This is a genomic window from Pseudomonas parakoreensis (genome assembly GCF_021602155.1).
Taxonomy (GTDB): Bacteria; Pseudomonadota; Gammaproteobacteria; order Pseudomonadales; family Pseudomonadaceae; genus Aquipseudomonas; species Aquipseudomonas parakoreensis.
The window spans coordinates 84,246-99,988 of the sequence record NZ_BQHY01000017.1 but is presented as its reverse complement, the minus strand read 5'-3'; the positions used below and the strand labels follow the sequence as shown (position 1 = coordinate 99,988).

The 15,743-nt window shown below is 61.4% G+C and carries 16 protein-coding genes; 7 read left to right on the top strand and 9 right to left on the bottom strand.

The annotated features are described in order from the left end of the window. Together L6D63_RS23280 and L6D63_RS23275 are read right to left on the bottom strand one after the other, a co-directional pair. The coding region (locus tag L6D63_RS23280) for a TPM domain-containing protein (protein ID WP_236170394.1) at positions 1-666 on the bottom strand (666 nt) is incomplete at its 3' end. Between the two features lie 13 nt (positions 667-679). Then, entirely contained in the window at positions 680-1,288 is a 609-nt protein-coding gene (locus tag L6D63_RS23275; RefSeq protein ID WP_095667320.1) for a LemA family protein, read from the bottom strand. A 258-nt stretch (positions 1,289-1,546) separates the two neighbouring features. Here L6D63_RS23275 and bglX point away from each other — a divergent pair, with 258 nt between their 5' ends. Continuing rightward, positions 1,547-3,838, top strand: coding sequence for a beta-glucosidase BglX (bglX, locus tag L6D63_RS23270; protein ID WP_131669926.1), 2,292 nt, complete (start codon positions 1,547-1,549; stop codon positions 3,836-3,838). A gap of 132 nt (positions 3,839-3,970) precedes the next feature. Here the strand turns inward: bglX and L6D63_RS23265 are convergent, their stop codons facing one another. The 5 genes from L6D63_RS23265 to L6D63_RS23245 form a co-directional block, all read right to left on the bottom strand. Further along, positions 3,971-5,128: a phospholipase D-like domain-containing protein gene (locus L6D63_RS23265; RefSeq protein WP_041070472.1), complete on the bottom strand. Its 1,158-nt coding sequence runs from the start codon at positions 5,126-5,128 to the stop codon at positions 3,971-3,973. 1 nt (position 5,129) lies between these two features. Continuing rightward, positions 5,130-5,720 (bottom strand): YceI family protein, encoded by a 591-nt coding sequence (locus L6D63_RS23260; RefSeq protein ID WP_047292191.1) that lies wholly within the window; start codon positions 5,718-5,720, stop codon positions 5,130-5,132. A 190-nt stretch (positions 5,721-5,910) separates the two neighbouring features. Continuing rightward, positions 5,911-6,228: an amidase gene (locus tag L6D63_RS23255; protein WP_095667322.1), complete on the bottom strand. Its 318-nt coding sequence runs from the start codon at positions 6,226-6,228 to the stop codon at positions 5,911-5,913. Beyond that, positions 6,225-7,304, bottom strand: a complete 1,080-nt coding sequence (locus tag L6D63_RS23250; RefSeq protein ID WP_131669925.1) for a serine hydrolase domain-containing protein — start codon at positions 7,302-7,304, stop codon at positions 6,225-6,227. Before L6D63_RS23250 ends, L6D63_RS23255 begins: the two co-directional genes overlap by 4 nt. 137 nt (positions 7,305-7,441) lie before the next feature. After that, positions 7,442-8,323, bottom strand: a complete 882-nt coding sequence (locus L6D63_RS23245) for an acyl-CoA dehydrogenase middle domain-containing protein (RefSeq protein ID WP_131669924.1) — start codon at positions 8,321-8,323, stop codon at positions 7,442-7,444. Between the two features lie 153 nt (positions 8,324-8,476). Here L6D63_RS23245 and olsB point away from each other — a divergent pair, with 153 nt between their 5' ends. Both olsB and L6D63_RS23235 read left to right on the top strand, forming a co-directional pair. Then, positions 8,477-9,232 (top strand): L-ornithine N(alpha)-acyltransferase, encoded by a 756-nt coding sequence (gene olsB / locus L6D63_RS23240; RefSeq protein WP_131669923.1) that lies wholly within the window; start codon positions 8,477-8,479, stop codon positions 9,230-9,232. After that, on the top strand, positions 9,232-10,023 hold the full coding sequence (locus L6D63_RS23235; protein ID WP_131669922.1) for a lysophospholipid acyltransferase family protein: 792 nt from the start codon (positions 9,232-9,234) through the stop codon (positions 10,021-10,023). The genes olsB and L6D63_RS23235 overlap by 1 nt, the downstream gene beginning before the upstream one ends. Positions 10,024-10,148: 125 nt before the next feature. On the opposite strand, the gene L6D63_RS23230 is transcribed toward L6D63_RS23235, so the two are convergent. After that, entirely contained in the window at positions 10,149-10,727 is a 579-nt protein-coding gene (locus L6D63_RS23230) for an acyl carrier protein phosphodiesterase (RefSeq protein ID WP_047292178.1), read from the bottom strand. Between the two features lie 169 nt (positions 10,728-10,896). Between L6D63_RS23230 and L6D63_RS23225 the strand changes: the two genes are divergently transcribed. The 3 genes from L6D63_RS23225 to L6D63_RS23215 are packed head-to-tail and all read left to right on the top strand — an operon-like array spanning position 10,897 to position 13,469. Next, positions 10,897-11,217: an ArsR/SmtB family transcription factor gene (locus L6D63_RS23225; protein WP_003222436.1), complete on the top strand. Its 321-nt coding sequence runs from the start codon at positions 10,897-10,899 to the stop codon at positions 11,215-11,217. Between the two features lie 5 nt (positions 11,218-11,222). Continuing rightward, positions 11,223-12,389 carry an MFS transporter gene (locus tag L6D63_RS23220; RefSeq protein WP_131669921.1) on the top strand — a complete coding sequence of 389 codons (1,167 nt, stop codon included), beginning with the start codon at positions 11,223-11,225 and terminating at the stop codon, positions 12,387-12,389. A gap of 30 nt (positions 12,390-12,419) precedes the next feature. Continuing rightward, positions 12,420-13,469 (top strand): alkene reductase, encoded by a 1,050-nt coding sequence (locus tag L6D63_RS23215; protein ID WP_047292174.1) that lies wholly within the window; start codon positions 12,420-12,422, stop codon positions 13,467-13,469. A 217-nt stretch (positions 13,470-13,686) separates the two neighbouring features. On the opposite strand, the gene emhR is transcribed toward L6D63_RS23215, so the two are convergent. Further along, positions 13,687-14,319 carry an efflux system transcriptional repressor EmhR gene (gene emhR / locus L6D63_RS23210; protein WP_008080104.1) on the bottom strand — a complete coding sequence of 211 codons (633 nt, stop codon included), beginning with the start codon at positions 14,317-14,319 and terminating at the stop codon, positions 13,687-13,689. A 267-nt stretch (positions 14,320-14,586) separates the two neighbouring features. On the opposite strand from emhR, the gene emhA reads away from it, so the two are divergent. Further along, positions 14,587-15,741: an efflux RND transporter periplasmic adaptor subunit EmhA gene (emhA, locus tag L6D63_RS23205; RefSeq protein ID WP_041070493.1), complete on the top strand. Its 1,155-nt coding sequence runs from the start codon at positions 14,587-14,589 to the stop codon at positions 15,739-15,741. The last annotated feature ends 2 nt before the right edge of the window (positions 15,742-15,743 follow it).

Genomic DNA, 15,743 nt, shown 5'->3' with positions numbered 1-15,743 from the left:
ACCCCCACCGAAACCGCCGCCACCGGAGCCGCCACGGCCGGCGGGAAGGATACCGAGCATCTGGCAGACAAACACCGTCAGGATGAACAACACCACCAGAAAAACGAACAACAACGGATGCCGCGAGACGAAATCGTTTTGCGGATCACCGCTCGACTCGTACACCGTCGACGGCTCGTCCAGCGGATTGCCGCCGAGCACCACCAGCATCGCCGCGACGCCGTCGCTGATGCCCTTGCTGAAATTGCCGGCCTTGAACGCGGGGGTGATCACTTGATGAATGATCACCGAACTCTGTGCATCGGTCAGCCGATCTTCCAGCCCGTAACCGACTTCGATGCGCAGCTTGCGCTCGTCCCGGGCGACGATCAGCAGCGCACCGTTGTTCTTGTCCTTCTGGCCGATGCCCCAGTGCCGGCCCAGTTGCACGCCGTAGTCTTCGATGGTGGTGCCCTGCAGATCAGGCACCGTGACCACCACCAGTTGCTCGCCGGTCGCCTGTTCATGCGCCTGCAACTGCTGGCTCAACTGGGCGCGCACCGCGGGCTCGAGCATCTGCGCCTCGTCCACCACTCGCCCGCTCAGCGCCGGGAACGTCAACTCGGCCCGGGCGCTGACGGCGAACAGCCACAGCATCAGCACCAGGCCTATCTTCAACACACGCATGAATAACCTCGGATCAGAACTTCACTTCCGGGGCCTTTTCCGCGCCGGGGGTGGTGGCTTCGAAGGTTTCGCGAATCGGCAGATCGCTGTACATCACGCTGTGCCAGAGGCGCCCGGGAAACGTGCGGATCTCGGTGTTGTACTTCTGCACCGCCAGAATGAAATCGCGCCGCGCCACGGCAATCCGGTTTTCCGTGCCTTCGAGCTGCGACTGCAAGGCAAGGAAGTTCTGGTTGGCTTTCAGGTCCGGATAACGCTCGGACACCACCATCAGCCGACTCAGGGCACCGCTCAACTGATCCTGGGCCTCCTGGAACTGCTTGAGTTTTTCCGGATTGTCGAGGGTGCTGGCATCGACCTGGATCGACGTCGCCTTGGCCCGCGCCTCGACCACGGCAGTCAGGGTCGCTTCTTCATGCTTGGCGTAGCCTCTGACGGTTTCCACCAGATTGGGGATCAGGTCGGCACGGCGCTGATACTGGTTCTGGACCTGGCCCCAGGCGGCTTTCGCCTGTTCGTCGAGGGTCGGGATATTGTTGATGCCGCACGCGGTCAACAAAGTGGCAAGCACCAGCAGCGTGGCGACCTGCAGACGTGAGCGGTAGGTTGGACTGACATTCATCAAAGTGATGCTCCCTAGCGTATTTCATAAAAAACCGACCGTGAAACCTTCTGCATCGGCGGTTGGGGCATAATCGGCCGCGCCACTGGATTGCAACGGGCCGATGGGCTAAAAAGAGGCCCTGCGCAAACGCTGCCGACGGTCGGCGGGCGTTTTTGGCTCGGTCATTTTGAGCCTGCACCCGAACAACAATAGTCGCTCCCTAACTTTTGGCTGGCCGGCATTGCATTGCCGTTTGGGCCCTCGAGAAAAATATTCATGAAGAAGCTGTGTTTGCTGGGCCTGTTCGTCAGCCTGGCCAGTCATCAAGTATTGGCCGCCACGACCCCGGTACCCCTGGAAAACAAGGACGCGTTCATCAGCAACCTGATGAAGCAAATGACCCTCGATGAAAAGATCGGCCAGTTGCGCCTGATCAGCATCGGCCCGGAAATGCCTCGCGAACTGATCCGCAAAGAGATCGCCGCCGGCAATATCGGCGGTACGTTCAACTCGATCACCCGCCCGGAAAATCGTCCGATGCAGGACGCGGCAATGCGCAGCCGCCTGAAGATTCCGATGTTTTTTGCGTACGACGTGATCCACGGTCATCGTACGATTTTCCCGATTCCGCTGGCCCTGGCCTCGAGCTGGGACATGGACGCCATCGGCCAGTCCGGGCGTATTGCCGCCAGGGAAGCGGCGGCCGACAGCCTCGACATCACCTTCGCACCGATGGTCGACATCTCCCGTGATCCGCGCTGGGGTCGCAGCTCCGAGGGTTTCGGTGAAGACACCTATCTGACTTCGCGCATCGCCAAAGTGATGGTCAAGGCCTATCAGGGCGATACCCCGAGCGCCGCCGACAGCATCATGGCCAGCGTCAAACACTTCGCCCTGTATGGCGCGGTCGAGGGCGGTCGTGACTACAACACCGTGGACATGAGCCCGGTGAAGATGTACCAGGACTACCTGCCGCCCTACCGCGCCGCGATTGATGCCGGCGCCGGTGGCGTGATGGTCGCGCTGAACTCGATCAACGGCATCCCGGCCACCGCCAACACCTGGCTGATGAACGACTTGCTGCGCAAGGACTGGGGCTTCAAGGGCTTGGCCGTCAGCGACCACGGCGCGATCTTCGAACTGATCAAGCACGGCGTGGCCGCCGACGGTCGTGAAGCGGCGAAGCTGGCGATCAAGGCCGGCATCGACATGAGCATGAACGACACCCTGTACGGCAAAGAGCTGCCGGGGCTGCTCAAGTCCGGCGAGATCGAACAGAAAGACATCGACAACGCGGTGCGCGAAGTACTCGCCGCCAAGTACGACATGGGCCTGTTCAAGGACCCATACCTGCGTATCGGCAAGGCCGAGGATGATCCGGCCGACACCTACGCCGAAAGCCGTCTGCACCGCGCCGAAGCGCGTGACGTAGCGCGACGCAGCCTGGTGCTGTTGAAGAACCAGAACGACACCCTGCCGCTGAAGAAAGACGCGAAAGTCATGCTGGTCGGTCCATTGGCCAAGGCGCCGATCGACATGATGGGCAGTTGGGCTGCCGCCGGTCGTCCGGCGCAATCGGTGACCCTGTTCGACGGCATGAGCAATGTCATCGGCGACAAGGCCAACCTGATCTACGCCCGTGGCGCCAACATCACCAGCGACAAGAAGGTCCTCGACTACCTGAACTTCCTCAACTTCGACGCCCCGGAAGTGGTCGATGATCCACGCCCGGCCAATGTGCTGATCGACGAAGCGGTGAAGGCCGCCAAGGACGCAGACGTGATCGTCGCCGCCGTTGGCGAATCCCGTGGCATGTCCCACGAGTCCTCCAGCCGTACCGACCTGAACATCCCGGAAAACCAGCGCGAGTTGATCCGTGCCCTGAAAGCCACCGGCAAACCGCTGGTACTGGTGCTGATGAACGGCCGTCCGCTGACCATTCTCGAAGAGAACCAGTCGGCTGATGCGATTCTGGAAACCTGGTTCAGCGGCACCGAGGGCGGCAACGCCATCGCCGACGTGCTGTTTGGCGACTACAACCCGTCGGGCAAACTGCCGGTGACCTTCCCGCGTTCCGTGGGCCAGATCCCGACCTACTACAACCACCTGAGCATTGGCCGGCCGTTCACGCCGGGCAAACCGGGCAACTACACCTCGCAGTACTTCGATGACACCACGGGCCCGCTGTTCCCGTTCGGTTACGGCTTGAGCTACACCCAATTCGCCCTGAGCGACATGGCGCTGTCGTCAACCACGCTGAACGCCACCGGCAAGCTCGACGCCAGTGTCACCCTGAAAAACACCGGCAAACGTGACGGCGAAACCGTGGTGCAGCTGTACATTCAGGACGTCACCGGCTCGATGATTCGCCCGGTGAAAGAACTGAAGAACTTCCAGAAAGTCATGCTCAAGGCCGGCGAACAGAAAGTCGTGCACTTCACCATCACCGAGGATGATCTGAAGTTCTACAACGCCCAGCTCAAGTACGCGGCAGAGCCTGGCAAGTTCAACGTGCAGATCGGTCTGGATTCGCAGGATGTGACGCAGCAGAGCTTTGAGTTGCTGTAATCCCTGAAACCCTATGCAAAAACCTGTGGGAGCTGGCTTGCCAGCGATGAGGCCAGCACATTCAACATCTCAGTTGACTGTCAGGCCGCCATCGCTGGCAAGCCAGCTCCCACAGTGTTACGGGTGTGACTGCTAGCCGCGGCGATCGAGAATATTGACCACCAGCCGATCCACCCAGCCCCAGATCCGCTGCTTCACCCGCCGCCACAGCGGCCGGCGCTGCCACTCCTCCAGACTGACCTGCTGACTCAGGCCGAAGTCCTTCTCGAAACTCTGCACCACCGCTGCCGTCAACGACGGATCCAGTGCCTCCAGATTCGCCTCCAGATTGAAGCGCAGATTCCAGTGATCGAAGTTGCACGATCCGATGCTCACCCACTCGTCCACCAGGACCATTTTCAGGTGCAGGAAACACGGCTGATACTCGAAGATCTGCACTCCGGCCTTGAGCAGGCGCGGGTAGTAGCGATGCCCGGCGTAACGTACCGACGGGTGATCGGTGCGCGGCCCGGTCAGCAATAGCCGGACGTCGACACCCCGGGCAGCGGCCTTGCGCAGCGAGCGGCGGATTTTCCAGGTCGGCAGGAAGTAAGGCGTGGCCATCCAGATGCGTTTCTGCCCGCTGTTCAAAGCGCGAAACAGCGACTGCAGAATGTCGCGATGCTGGCGGGCATCGGCGTAAGCCACGCGGCCCATGCCCTCGCCCATGTCCGGAACCTTGGGCAAGCGTGGCAGGCCGACATGCGCCGAAGGTTTCCAGGCCCGGCGATGGCGGTTGGCGATCCATTGGCGGTCGAACAGCACTTGCCAGTCGAGCACCAGCGGACCGCTGATTTCCACCATCACTTCATGCCATTCGCTGCTGTCCTGCCCCGGCGTCCAGAACTCATCGGTGACACCCGTGCCGCCGACCACCGCCAGACGCTGATCGACCAGCAACAGTTTGCGATGATCGCGATAAAAGTTGCCCACCCAACGCCGCCAGCTCAGTCGATTGTAAAAACGCAGTTCGACCCCGGCCTTGATCAGGCGCTGACGCAGGTGCAGGGTAAACGCGAGACTGCCGTAGTCATCGAACAGGCAGCGCACCCGCACCCCGCGCTCGGCGGCCTGCACCAGCGCCTGCACCACGGCTTCGGCGCAGGCGCCCGCCTCCACCAGATACAACTCGAGTTCGACCTGTTCTTCGGCGCGGGCAATTTCCACCAGCATGCGCGGGAAGAATTGCGGGCCGTCAATCAACAGTTCGAAGCGGTTGCCGTCCCGCCACGGGAACACCGCGCCGCGCATGTCAGCGCGCCGTGAAAATCAGCACCGCACCCACCGGCACCGACGGACTGATGGCCGACAGGCCAGCGAGGTTACGCAGGGTTTCCAGGCCCGGCACCAGATCGAAATCCTCGGCGTTGATCACCAGCGGCTCCAGGGTCACCACTTGAAAACGCCGGTCATCGAGACGGGTGGCCAGCAACTGCGCCGGGTATTCATGTTGCTTGCCGTGCAGGTTGACGGTCAGCGGCAGACGCAATTCCAGCTGCGCACCAGGGGCCAGATCATTGATCGGGCGCAGGTCGATCCGGGTGCTGATGGTCGCTTCGGGGAATTGCTCGATCTGGAACAGCTCCTTGCGCATGCGCTCGTCGCGCAGCGGGATGCCGCTGTTGACCGAATCCAGCTCGACTTCGACTTCGGCGCGACCATCCGGATCGACCTTGCCGTGCAGCACCAGAAAGCGCTGTACTTCGGAAATGTGGGCGTTTTTCGTGCTGACGAACGACAGCCGCGACGACTCGCCATCCAGATACCAATTGGCCTGCGCCGGCAGCGCGGCGGCGGCCAGCAGCAGACTGGCGAAGGCTTTATAGAGGGAGCGGTTGAACATTGAATACTCGTGGGGGCGATAAACCTGCACGAACCTTAACCGCCCACGCCGTTATTGCAAACTGATCGGCGCAAATCTATCGATTGGTGAAACCTGCTGTGGGAGCTGGCTTGCCAGCGATAGCGTCGGGACAGGCTATCTCTCTGTTGACTGACACACCGTCATCGCTGGCAAGCCAGCTCCCACAGGGTTATCTATTGAATTGAGGATTGAGGCGGCAACCTTGCCGTTCACCCAGCCACTGCGCGCGGTTGCTGCGGCCCATGCCACTGACGGTGATGGTTTTGCTCGCGCTGTCATCGGTAAAACCGCTGGTCGGCAGCCACTGTTTCACATAACCCCGGCAATATTCAGCCTCGTTGTTCATCACATAGCGACACGAACAATATTCCTTGGCCGTGTACGCACTGATGATGTCGGGGAACGCCCACAGATTGTCGCGCTCGAGCCAGATCCAGCCGAGCAGCACGATCAGCGCCAGCAGCAATACCCGCTTCAACAGCTTCATGGCTGCACCGCCTTGAGCACGCGCTTGAGCAATTCGTTGTGGCGATAGCTGCCGTCGCGATCATCGGCGTAACGCACGATCAGCAGTTTCTCGCTGGGGATTACATACAGTGCCTGCCCCCAATGACCGAGGGCGGCGAAGGTGTCGGGCGGCGCGTCGGGCCATGGCGCGGCGGCGCCATCCGCCGGGCGATTGAGCCACCACTGGCCGCCGGGCACGGCTTCGTCCTGATGCGCCTTGTAGCCGGCAAATGGCTCATGGTTGAAGGCGATCCAGTCCTTGGGCAGTAATTGCCGGTCGCGCCAACGTCCGTCGCGCAGCATCAACAGGCCAACCCGCGCCAGATCACGGGCGGTGAGGTAGGCATAAGAGGACGCGACAAACGTGCCGCCGGCATCGGTTTCCCACACGGCATGGCGGATGCCCAACGGCTCGAACAGCGCCGTCCACGGATAGTCGGGATAACGCTCGGGGCCGACCATGTTCTTCAGCGCCGCCGCCAGCAGATTGCTGTCACCACTGGAATAACGGAACGCCTGCCCCGGCGGCGCATAAGCGTCGTGATCGGCGGTGAACGCGGGCATGTCGCGCTGCCCACGGGTGTAGAGCATCGCCACCACCGAGGATTTCAGCGGGGCGTATTCGTAATCCTCCTGCCAGTCCAGACCGGAAGCCCAGTGCAGCAGGTCGGCCATGGTGATCGCCGGGTGTTTTTCCAACGCCGGATAAAATTTTGAAACGGGATCATCCAGTTTGAACAAGCCTTCGCCATACGCCACGCCAAGCACCGTGGCCATCAGACTCTTGCTGATCGACCAGGTCAGGTGTGGCGTTTCGGCACGGGTCGGACCGGCATAGCGTTCGTAGATAACCTGACCGTCGCGAATGACCAGCAAGGCGTCGGTGCGGATGCCCTGGCGGGTGTCGTCGTCGCGGGGCGGGAAGGCGTAGGTGTCTAATGCCTCGACTGCTGCGCCGCTGATTTTTGCGCCCGTCGGCCATTGTTCATCCGGCCATTGCTCGGCCTGGACCGTGAAGCTGATCAGCAGCAGGAACAGGGACAGGCCTTTGATCATGGAAAAATCTCAACGGACGGGTGCAAAGATCATGGCCCAGAAAAATGACAATCTCCCGATCACTGTAGGAGCTGCCGCAGGCTGCGATCTTTTGATTGTGCTTTTAAAGATCAAAAGATCGCAGCCTGCGGCAGCTCCTACAGGGGAATGTGCAGGGCTTTGGCCAAGCGCTTGGCCCGCGCGCCGGCCGCCAATTGCATCACCGACTGATCACGCTGCCACATCTGCGCCCACTCCGGATTGCCCTCGGCCAACGCCTGATCGATCTCGTTCTTCAGCGCATCAAACTGCGCAAACAACCCGCCCAGCAACACATGTCCGGCCGGATTGTTTGGCGGCTGGCGACTCGCTTCCGCACAGCCGGCCAGCAGCGCCAGCAAACGCAACAGCAGCGGCTGCGACCAGCCACTGTCCTGACCGACGCCATACAGCCACGCGGTCATCGCGCTCAACACATAGACATCTTCCAGGCTGCGGAACGGCTTCACATAAGCATCCCAGCCATCCCCCGCGAGCAACTCGCACAACGCGCCGTCCAGGTGCAGACGACCGTGGCTGATGTCCGGCATCAACGGCAGTGCCGGGAGTTTTTCCACGCGCACGCCGGGCTCGCCGGGATAGACCACCGCCAGACTCAGGCGCGGTGCCTCGCCGGGTTGTTCACTGCGCGCGGCGACGAGCAGCCAGTCGGCGGCATCCCCAGCGGTGACGAAATCCTTGCGCCCGCTCAGGCGTAAATCACTGAGACGGGTCTGCATGTCCGCCGGGCGCAAGCTGCGCTGTTCGGTCGCACACAACGCGCCAAGACTCGGCGGTGCGCTCGGCCAAAGCATGCGCAACGCCGCCTGATACCCCACCAGAAACGCCAACCCCGGCGTCGCCATGCGCCGCCCTCCGGCCACCGCCAGTTCGAACGGCGTCACGTTGCCCACTTGCTGCAACAAAGTGGCGAAACCTTCCGCCAGATCAGTCACGGCGGGCAGGCGTTCAGGGCTATCGAGCAGGCTGGGCCAGGGCATAAGAGGCTCCTTGAGGGCTGTCATACAAGCATCACCAAACGTTCATGGCGATGACACCGGGGCTACATAGCCTGACTTTGCACAACATGGCTGCATAAAGAAAGTCGATCGGCTGCAACCCACGACGGGTTCAAGGCCCGTACGGAGATTCAAATGACTCAGATCGCCCGCATCAGCGACACCGGCAATGAACGCCGCCTGCAAGCCGAACGCCTGATCGGCGCCGAGGCCTTGCAGCAAGCCCAGGCCTTGCGCTTCAGCGTCTTCAGCGGCGAATTCAACGCCAAGCTGAAAGGCGCGGAACTGGGTCTGGACATGGATGACTATGATGTTCACTGCAGCCACATCGGCGTGCGCGACCTGAACACCGGGCGTCTGGTCGCCACCACTCGTTTACTCGATCACACCGCCGCCAGCAGCCTGGGCAAGTTCTACAGCGAAGAAGAATTCAGCCTGCATGGCCTGGCCCATCTGCAAGGACCGATCCTCGAAATCGGCCGTACCTGCGTCGATCCGGCCTACCGCAACGGCGGCACCATCGCTGTGCTTTGGGGGGAACTGGCCGAAGTGTTGAATCAGGGCGGCTACAGCTACCTGATGGGTTGCGCGAGCATTCCGATGCAGGACGGCGGCGTGCAGGCCCACGCGATCATGCAGCGTCTGCGCGAACGCTACCTGTGCACCGAACACCTGCGCGCCGAACCGAAGAATCCGTTGCCGTCGCTAGACATTCCGTCGAACGTGATCGCCGAAATGCCACCGCTGCTCAAGGCCTACATGCGCCTGGGCGCGAAGATCTGCGGCGAGCCGTGCTGGGACAAAGACTTCCAGGTCGCCGACGTGTTCATCCTGCTCAAGCGCGACGAACTCTGCCCGCGTTACGCCAGGCACTTCAAGGCGGCCGTGTGATGAGCCGGCTGCGCGTGTACGCGCGAATCGCGCGGGTGCTGCTGGTGGTGACGCTGGGCCTGACCATGGCCAGCGTGTTCGGCGTATTCGAACGTCTGGGCCTGGCGCACTCGATGCAACGTCGGCAGCGCTGGTCGCGTTTCTTCATGGCACGTTTGAGCCATGCCCTGCCCTTTCGCGTAACGGTGCACGGCGAGTTGCCACAGCAGCCAATGCTGTGGGTCAGCAATCATGTGTCATGGACTGACATTCCACTGCTGGGCATGCTCACGCCGCTGTCGTTTCTGTCCAAGGCCGAAGTGCGCACCTGGCCGGTGGCTGGCTGGCTGGCGGCCAAGGCCGGCAGCCTGTTCATCCGTCGCGGCTCGGGTGACAGCCAGTTGATCCGCAAACAGATGACCCGTCATTTGCAGACGCAGCATCCGCTGCTGATGTTCCCGGAAGGCACCACCACCGATGGCCGTTCGCTGCGCACCTTTCATGGTCGCCTGCTGTCGGCGGCCATCGATTCCGAGGTGATGCTGCAACCGGTGGCGATCCGTTATCTGCGCAATGGCGAAATCGACGCGCTGGCGCCGTTCATTGGTGACGATGATTTGCTGTCGCACCTGATGCGTCTGTTCAGCAATGATTGCGCCGATGTTGAAGTGCATCTGCTCAAGCCGATCGCCTGTCAGGGCCGCGAGCGTGCGGCACTGGCGTTCGAAGCGCAGCAGGCGGTGCAGAAGGCGTTGTTTGGCGCGATTCCGGAAAAGCAAAAAACCCCGATGCGCCCGGCCATCGCCGCCTGAAATACAACCGCTAAAATCACCCTCGGCCCCTGTGGGAGCTGGCTTGCCAGCGATAGCGGTAGACCAGCCGACACGAATGTTGAATGTGCCGACGCCATCGCTGGCAAGCCAGCTCCCACAGGGACTCAGGGTGTTGTTGAGGATTGTGCGAAGTCTTGCAATTGCGGGTAGAACAACGCGAAGTCCTCACTCAGCGGCTCATACAACCGCCGCAACTCCTGCATCGCCATCGCCAGCTCCTCCGGCCGGGTCAGGCGCCGGGAGATCCCGCGCAGCACCTGCTCCAGCACTTCAAACGACTGATACGAACCCAGCCAGTCATTGGCAACCATGTGCGGTGCGATCTTCGCCAGGCGTTCGGGCAATTGCCGTTCATTCGACAGCACCCGGTACACGTCGCGGGTGAAGTGCTCCAGCGGCTGATCGGCGTACAGCGTCCAGTCCCGCGCCAGGCAATGGTCGAAAAACACATCGAGGACAATCCCCGCGTAGCGCCGCCGGGTCGCGGTGAAACGTCCGAGGGCGATGTCCACCACAGGGTGGCGATCGGTGAACACATCAATCCGCCGATGCAGCTGAATCGCCGCTTCAATCTGCGGCGCAAATTGCCCTTGCAGGCGTCCTTTGACGAAATCGCCATACAGACTGCCGAGTAATTGCTCGGGGAGCTGGCCTCCGAGGTGTAAATGTGCGAGATAGTTCATGGGCGCAGCTTAGCACTGCGCGCTTTCATCGTTACAACACACGTATCGTTATAACCCGATATACCGATTTATGCGGTCGTCAGATCAAATTCATATTTGTATATCGCGAAATACCGATTTAAAGTTCGCCTCATCGCGATATAGCGCTACACATCACGAGCACAACGCCATGAACCTCGACCTCGACGAAATAATAAAAGCCCTGGCGCACCCAGTACGGCGAGACATCCTCATCTGGCTGAAAGACCCCAAAGCCCAGTTTCCTGAGCAGATTCACAACCACGAGTACGGCATCTGTGCCGGGCAGATCGATCAACGCTGCGGCCTGTCGCAGTCGACCGTCTCCGCCCACCTGGCGACCCTGCAACGTGCAGGTCTGATCAGCAGCCAGAAAGCCGGCCAGTGGCACTTTTTCAAACGCAACGAGGACGTGATCCAGGCGTTCCTCGACGCCATCGTCAAAGAGCTCAGCGCTCCCACAAGGAATTGATTCAAATGCCCCTCTCGCTACTCATCCTGGCCTTGAGTGCCTTCGCCATCGGCACCACTGAGTTCGTCATCATGGGCCTGCTTCCCGATGTGGCGACCGATCTCGGTGTGTCGATCCCGGGCGCCGGCTGGCTGGTGACCGGTTACGCCCTGGGCGTGGCCATCGGTGCGCCGTTCATGGCGCTGGCCACCGCCAGACTGCCGCGCAAGGCCGCACTGATAGCGCTGATGGGGATTTTCATCGTTGGTAACCTGCTGTGTGCCGTCGCCAGTGATTACAACGTGCTGATGTTTGCCCGCGTCGTCACCGCGCTGTGCCACGGTGCGTTTTTCGGTATCGGTTCTGTGGTAGCTGCCGGGCTGGTCGCGCCAAACAAACGCGCATCCGCCGTGGCACTGATGTTCACCGGCCTGACCCTGGCCAACGTGCTCGGCGTGCCACTGGGCACGGCGCTGGGTCAGGAAGCCGGCTGGCGTTCGACCTTCTGGGCGGTAACCGTAATTGGCGTCGTGGCGCTGATCGGTCTGATCCGCTTCCTGCCGGCCAAGCGTGACGAAGAAAAACTCGACATGCGCGCCGAACTCGCCGCCCTCAAGGGCGCCGGTATCTGGCTGTCGCTGAGCATGACCGCACTGTTCGCCGCGTCGATGTTCACCCTCTTCACCTACGTCGCGCCGCTGCTCGGTGATGTCACCGGTGTCTCGCCCAAAGGCGTGACCTGGACCCTGCTGCTGATCGGCCTCGGTCTGACGGTGGGCAACATCATTGGCGGCAAACTGGCGGACAAGCGTCTCGGCGCCACTCTGATCGGTGTGTTCGTGGCGATGGCGGTGGTTTCCACCGTGCTGAGCTGGACCAGCGTTGCGCTGATCCCGACGGAAATCACCCTGTTCCTCTGGGCCACCGCTTCGTTCGCCGCCGTTCCGGCGCTGCAAGTCAACGTGGTGACCTTCGGCAAGGCGGCCCCGAACCTGGTGTCGACCCTGAACATCGGCGCTTTCAACATCGGCAACGCCTTGGGCGCCTGGGTCGGCGGCAGCGTCATCGCCCACGGTTTCGGCCTGACCAGCGTGCCCCTGGCCGCCGCCGCGCTGGCCGTGCTCGCGCTGCTGGTGACCCTGATCACTTTCCGTCAGAACGGCGATGCCGGCCTGGCCCCTGCTACCCACTGATTAACCACTTCACTGACGAGGGTTGTACACATGGCAACTATTTTCGATCCGATCAAACTGGGCGACCTCGAGCTGTCCAACCGCATCATCATGGCCCCGCTGACCCGCTGCCGCGCCGACGAAGGCCGCGTGCCGAACGCGCTGATGGCTGAATACTACGTACAGCGCGCGTCCGCTGGCCTGATCCTGTCCGAAGCCACCTCGGTCACCCCGATGGGCGTTGGCTACCCGGACACCCCGGGCATCTGGTCCAACGATCAGGTCCGCGGCTGGACCAACGTGACCAAAGCCGTGCACGCTGCCGGCGGCAAGATCGTCCTGCAACTGTGGCACGTCGGCCGCATCTCGCACCCGTCGTACCTCAATGGTGAAGCTCCGGTCGCGCCGAGCGCCATCCAGCCTAAAGGTCACGTCAGTCTGGTGCGACCACTGGCCGACTACCCGACCCCGCGCGCGCTGGAAACCGCTGAAATCGCCGAGATTGTCGAGGCCTACCGTACCGGCGCCGAGAACGCCAAAGCCGCCGGTTTCGATGGCGTGGAAATCCACGGCGCCAACGGCTACCTGCTCGACCAGTTCCTGCAAAGCAGCACCAACCAGCGTACCGACAACTACGGCGGCTCTCTGGAGAACCGTGCGCGCCTGCTGCTGGAAGTGACTGACGCGGCGATCGACGTCTGGGGCGCCGGCCGTGTCGGCGTGCACCTGGCACCCCGCGCCGACTCCCACGACATGGGCGACGACAATCTGGCCGAGACCTTCACTTATGTCGCTCGCGAGCTGGGCAAGCGTGGCATCGCCTTCATTTGCTCCCGCGAGAAAGAAGGTGCCGACAGCCTCGGCCCACAGCTCAAAGAAGCCTTCGGCGGTGCGTACATCGCTAACGAGCGTTTCACCAAAGACAGCGCCAATGCGTGGCTGGCTGAAGGCAAGGCTGACGCCGTAGCGTTCGGCGTACCGTTCATTGCCAACCCGGACCTGCCGGCACGCCTGAAGGCCGATGCCCCGCTGAACGATCCGCGCCCAGAGCTGTTCTACGGCAAGGGCCCGGTCGGTTACATCGACTACCCGACGCTGTAAGCGTTATTCAGTACAAAGCAGCCGAAACGCAAAAGCCCCCGACTCGTGAGAGCCGGGGGCTTTTTCTTGGGCGTCCGGTACGGGGCAGCTAACATTCGTTCACAGGGACGACACAAAATCCCTACAAAATCCGTAGCTCGCTACGTTTAAACTCGCGGTTCGGGCGTCTGTAAAAGCAGGCCAATTGACATAACCTGTGTCAATTACGCATTTTGTTTCATTTGCGCAGGCTGGGGCTCAGGCGCAGCATATCCAACCCTGTATCGACCCAACGCTCGGCCTCGGCATGCAGCTCGAAGCTGTCCGGCGCCAATAGCCATCCATACAGGAGGCCATCGATATACGCATGAATGCTGATGGCCGCGCGGGCAGTGTCGAGATCTTCCGGCAACTGGCCGCGATTGACCGCATTACGCAGGGTCAGTCCGATGCGCAGATTGCAATCGAGACTGGCCGTGCGGCGCTGCTGGCGCAGATCGCACATTTCATCGGTGAATTCGCACTTGTGAAACAGAATCTCGTTAATGCGACGGGTCTTCGGATCCAGGGCAACCTGATGGAACAGATGGATCAACAGCTTGCGCATGCACCCCAGCGGATCGAGTTCATCTTCGCTCTCGCTGGCCTTGGCCAATTCATCCAGCGGTTCATGCAGGCTGTCGAGCATTGCCTGCACCAGATCGGCCTTGTTGCTGAAATGCCAATAAATGGCACCGCGCGTAACGCCGGCCATTGTCGCGATATCCGCCAGGGTCGTGCGGGCCACGCCCCTTTCATAAAACGCTTTCTCGGCCGCTTCGAGAATCTGGCTGCGCGTTTCCTGAGCTTCCTCTTTGGTACGACGGACCATGGCAGTAAAACCTCAAACAGGATGTTTCAGGGATGGCTGAATATCCGCTGAATAAAGAGGGGGCCGATTTCTCACGAATCGGCTCCCCGGCCTACAATTTCAAACCTTGCGACGCATTTTGTAACAGGGTGGGTACGACGCCAAGCTATTTACAAACAACCATGAACGTAAGTATATTCCTTAGCAAGCTACTTATCCACTCGACCCGATTTTTTTACCCTTCCACACTTCTTGTGCGCATTTTGCGCGCCTGACCCGAGGATCTTCATGCAATTCAAGCCAGCTGTTACCGCTCTGGTCACTGCCGTCGCCCTGGCATCGCTGCTCAGCGGATGTAAAAAGGAAGAAGCGGCCCCGGCCGCTCCGCCTCCTCAGGTCGGCGTCGTCACCCTGCAACCACAAGCGTTCACCCTCACGTCGGAACTGCCGGGGCGCACCAGTGCGTACCGCATCGCTGAAGTCCGGCCACAGGTCAACGGCATCATTCTCAAGCGTCTGTTCAAGGAAGGCGCCGACGTCAAAGCCGGTCAGCAGCTGTACCAGATCGATCCGGCAGTCTATGAAGCGACCCTGAAAAGCGCCGAAGCCAATCTGCGTTCGACCAAGTCGATCTCCGACCGCTACAAGCAACTGGTCGACGAGCAGGCCGTGAGCCGCCAGGAATACGACACCGCCGTGGCCAACCGCATGGAATCGGAAGCGTCGCTGCAAAGCGCGCAGATCAATGTGAAATACACCAAGGTCTACGCGCCGATCTCCGGTCGTATCGGCCGTTCTGCGGTGACCGAAGGCGCGCTGGTCAGCAATGGTCAGGCCGACGCGATGGCGACGATCCAGCAACTGGACCCGATCTATGTCGACGTCACCCAGTCCTCGGTTGAGCTGCTGGAACTGCGCCGCGAGCTGGAAAGCGGTCGCCTGCAGAAAGCCGGTGACAACTCGGCAGCGGTCAAGTTGACCCTGGAAGACGGCAGCCAGTACAAACTCGACGGCAAACTGGAATTCTCCGAAGTATCGGTTGATCCGACGACCGGTTCCGTGACCCTGCGCGCCGTGTTCCCGAACCCGGATCACACCCTGCTGCCCGGCATGTTCGTCCGCGCCCAGTTGCAGGCCGGGGTCAACGCCGCCGCCATTCTGGCGCCGCAACAAGGCGTGACCCGTGACCTCAAGGGCACCCCGACCGCACTGGTTGTCGGCCCGGACAACAAGGTCGAACTGCGTCAGCTCAAGGCCAGCCGCACTGTCGGCAGCCAGTGGCTGATCGAAGATGGCCTGAAAGCCGGCGATCGTCTGATCACCGAGGGCCTGCAATATGTTCGCCCAGGTGCTCAGGTCAACCCGACCGAAGCGACCAACGTAGCCAAGAACCCGGCCCCCGCTCAGGCAGCTGACAAAGCCGCTGGCGGCAAAGGGGAGTAACT

Excerpts from the sequence above, each read along its gene's own strand:
- L6D63_RS23275 (WP_095667320.1), bottom strand. The coding sequence starts at position 1,288 with ATGAATGTCAGTCCAACCTACCGCTCACGTCTGCAGGTCGCCACGCTG.
- bglX (WP_131669926.1), top strand. The coding sequence starts at position 1,547 with ATGAAGAAGCTGTGTTTGCTGGGCCTGTTCGTCAGCCTGGCCAGTCAT.
- L6D63_RS23265 (WP_041070472.1), bottom strand. The coding sequence starts at position 5,128 with ATGCGCGGCGCGGTGTTCCCGTGGCGGGACGGCAACCGCTTCGAACTG.
- L6D63_RS23260 (WP_047292191.1), bottom strand. The coding sequence starts at position 5,720 with ATGTTCAACCGCTCCCTCTATAAAGCCTTCGCCAGTCTGCTGCTGGCC.
- L6D63_RS23255 (WP_095667322.1), bottom strand. The coding sequence starts at position 6,228 with ATGAAGCTGTTGAAGCGGGTATTGCTGCTGGCGCTGATCGTGCTGCTC.
- L6D63_RS23250 (WP_131669925.1), bottom strand. The coding sequence starts at position 7,304 with ATGATCAAAGGCCTGTCCCTGTTCCTGCTGCTGATCAGCTTCACGGTC.
- L6D63_RS23245 (WP_131669924.1), bottom strand. The coding sequence starts at position 8,323 with ATGCCCTGGCCCAGCCTGCTCGATAGCCCTGAACGCCTGCCCGCCGTG.
- olsB (WP_131669923.1), top strand. The coding sequence starts at position 8,477 with ATGACTCAGATCGCCCGCATCAGCGACACCGGCAATGAACGCCGCCTG.
- L6D63_RS23235 (WP_131669922.1), top strand. The coding sequence starts at position 9,232 with ATGAGCCGGCTGCGCGTGTACGCGCGAATCGCGCGGGTGCTGCTGGTG.
- L6D63_RS23230 (WP_047292178.1), bottom strand. The coding sequence starts at position 10,727 with ATGAACTATCTCGCACATTTACACCTCGGAGGCCAGCTCCCCGAGCAA.
- L6D63_RS23225 (WP_003222436.1), top strand. The coding sequence starts at position 10,897 with ATGAACCTCGACCTCGACGAAATAATAAAAGCCCTGGCGCACCCAGTA.
- L6D63_RS23220 (WP_131669921.1), top strand. The coding sequence starts at position 11,223 with ATGCCCCTCTCGCTACTCATCCTGGCCTTGAGTGCCTTCGCCATCGGC.
- L6D63_RS23215 (WP_047292174.1), top strand. The coding sequence starts at position 12,420 with ATGGCAACTATTTTCGATCCGATCAAACTGGGCGACCTCGAGCTGTCC.
- emhR (WP_008080104.1), bottom strand. The coding sequence starts at position 14,319 with ATGGTCCGTCGTACCAAAGAGGAAGCTCAGGAAACGCGCAGCCAGATT.
- emhA (WP_041070493.1), top strand. The coding sequence starts at position 14,587 with ATGCAATTCAAGCCAGCTGTTACCGCTCTGGTCACTGCCGTCGCCCTG.